Here is a 1830-nt window from a genome sequence, read left to right as displayed (position 1 = left end):
CAATTTTTGTCAAGTGAAAACGATTTAATTTCTAAAAAAAGAGCGTCCAAACTTGAAACATGTTATAATGGATAGGATTAGAACTTAGAAAGAATGAACATATATATGAATACAGCTGATTTTGATTTCCACTTACCCGAGGAATTGATTGCCCAAACGCCCCTTGAAAAACGAGATGCCTCTAAACTCCTCATCGTCAATCGTGAAACGGGAGAAATGCAGGATAAACACTTCCACTCCATTATTGATATGCTGGAACCTGGTGATGCCCTTGTCATGAACGATACCCGCGTTCTCCCTGCCCGCCTCTATGGTCAAAAGGAAGAAACCGGAGGTCATGTGGAACTGCTCCTGCTCAAAAATACTGCCGGAGATGAGTGGGAAGTTCTGGCAAAACCTGCCAAACGCCTCAAGGTTGGTACTCGTGTCAGCTTTGGTGATGGCCGTCTCAGCGCTGTCGTGACAGAAGAATTGACCCACGGAGGCCGCATTGTCCGCTTCGAATACCAAGGAATTTTCCTAGAAGTTTTGGAAAGTCTAGGAGAAATGCCATTACCACCTTATATCCACGAAAAACTGGATGACCGTGAACGCTATCAAACCGTTTACGCCAAGGAAAGTGGCTCTGCTGCTGCACCTACTGCTGGTCTTCACTTCACCAAAGAACTGCTGGCAGAAATCCAAGCTAAGGGTATTCATCTAGTCTATCTGACTCTTCATGTCGGACTCGGAACCTTTAGACCTGTTTCTGTGGACAATTTGGACGAACACGAAATGCACTCAGAATTTTACCAACTTTCTGAGGAAGCAGCTGCCACTCTTCGCTCGGTTAAAGAAAATGGAGGTCGTGTCATCGCTGTTGGAACCACTTCTATCCGCACCTTGGAGACTATTGGTTCCAAGTTTGATGGGCAAATCCAAGCAGATTCTGGCTGGACCAATATCTTTATCAAACCTGGCTATGAATGGAAAGTCGTGGATGCCTTTTCAACCAATTTCCACCTGCCAAAATCAACTCTGGTCATGTTGGTTTCTGCCTTTGCAGGCCGTGAATTAGTCTTAGATGCCTACCACCATGCCATCCAAGAACACTACCGCTTCTTTAGTTTTGGCGATGCCATGTTTATCTATTAATTTTCATAATCAAAAAGCGCATATTATCAAGGTTTAATGCTTGGTAATATGCGTTTTGTTATGGATAAATAGTTAATCTTTTTTAAAGGCCGGATCTTTCAAACTCTGCACACTGGCATTGATAACCGCGCCTAGGATAACAATTTTAGCAATCAAGATAAACCAAAACATCATAACAACAAGAAGAACGGAACCTAAAATTCGGACATCCACTAAATGATGGACATAGTAATTGAGATAACTAGAGAACAGAGTTAGTAAACCTAAAATCACTAAGAGAACAAAGGCACTTCCTGGTAGGGTATAACTAAGTTTCCTGTTAGATAGATTGGGAAGAAAATAATAAAGCATGACCAAGATAGTAAAGAGCAGGGCGTAAGTCAGAGGACCTGCCAAACCTTGTAAAGCCTGATAGATAATGCCATCTTTTGTCCAATAATGAGCAAGTAAATCCAAAATCATCTGCCCAAATAAGCTCAAAAACAAGGAAAAAGCAAAGAGGAGCTGTAAACCAAAACTGACTAGGAGACTTACCATCTGATGGGAAATAAGTCCACGACTCTTTTCGACGCCATAAGCCTTGTTAAAAGCTTTTTGCAAGAAATTCATAGATTTTGAAAAACTCCATAGCGCCGACAAGACAGAAAAACTCAACAAACCTGTTGAAGGTTGCGTCAAGACTTCTCTGGCTATTTT

2 protein-coding genes are annotated in these 1830 nt (G+C 41.9%); one reads left to right on the top strand and one right to left on the bottom strand.

Annotation, left to right across the window (positions count from 1 at the left end; translation table 11 throughout):
- Positions 1-105: 105 nt before the first annotated feature.
- Positions 106-1134: a tRNA preQ1(34) S-adenosylmethionine ribosyltransferase-isomerase QueA gene (gene queA, locus SMIDD26_RS04520; RefSeq protein ID WP_061439193.1), complete on the top strand. Its 1029-nt coding sequence runs from the start codon at positions 106-108 to the stop codon at positions 1132-1134.
- A 72-nt stretch (positions 1135-1206) separates the two neighbouring features.
- On the opposite strand, the gene SMIDD26_RS04515 is transcribed toward queA, so the two are convergent.
- The coding region (locus tag SMIDD26_RS04515; protein WP_246746904.1) for a YihY/virulence factor BrkB family protein at positions 1207-1830 on the bottom strand (624 nt) is incomplete at its 5' end.

It is taken from the genome of Streptococcus mitis, from assembly GCF_001579035.1.
Classification (GTDB): Bacteria; Bacillota; Bacilli; order Lactobacillales; family Streptococcaceae; genus Streptococcus; species Streptococcus mitis_J.
Note: the sequence above shows the minus strand (reverse complement) of the source record. Positions and strands in the feature narration are given on the sequence as shown.